This window comes from Mesorhizobium sp. M4B.F.Ca.ET.089.01.1.1, from assembly GCF_004022605.1.
GTDB lineage: Bacteria > Pseudomonadota > Alphaproteobacteria > Rhizobiales > Rhizobiaceae > Mesorhizobium > Mesorhizobium abyssinicae.
Genome location: NZ_RZOS01001477.1, coordinates 1 through 423 on the forward strand (window position 1 = coordinate 1; position 423 = coordinate 423).

Consider the following 423-nt stretch of genomic DNA (forward strand, 5'->3'; position numbering starts at 1 on the left):
GGCCTGAATAGAATAGCGCCTCCGCTCAACCTCTTGCCCGGCTCAAGGCAGCGTAGTCCGACCAGCCGCGGCCTCGCCGGGTCACTGAGAGCTTCACGGCGGCCAAGCACATCGCCTACATAGCCGCTGCGCTTACCCGCCATGCGGCTGAGTCCGAGGTCGTCGAGCGTCGTCCTGCCGTCGATCTCCGGCCCAGCGACATGGCCTTGCTCGACGCGCAAGGCGCCCAGAGCCTCGACCCCGTAAGGCTTTTGGCCGAAAGGCGTGCCGGCCTCGATCAACCGGCACCACATTTCCTTGCCGACGCTAGCACCGGTATAGATCTCGTAAGCCCGCTCGCCCGAAAAGCTGAGACGAATGATGCGCAGGGGCTTGTCCCTATATCGACCTTCAAGAAAACCCATATGCGGCAACGCTTCATTG

The 423-nt window shown here is 62.6% G+C and carries 1 pseudogene; it reads right to left on the reverse strand.

Annotated elements, in window-relative coordinates:
- Positions 1 to 404 (reverse strand): annotated as a pseudogene (locus EN780_RS37965) (sarcosine oxidase subunit alpha); the annotation flags it as partial.
- Between the last annotated feature and the right edge of the window lie 19 nt (positions 405 to 423).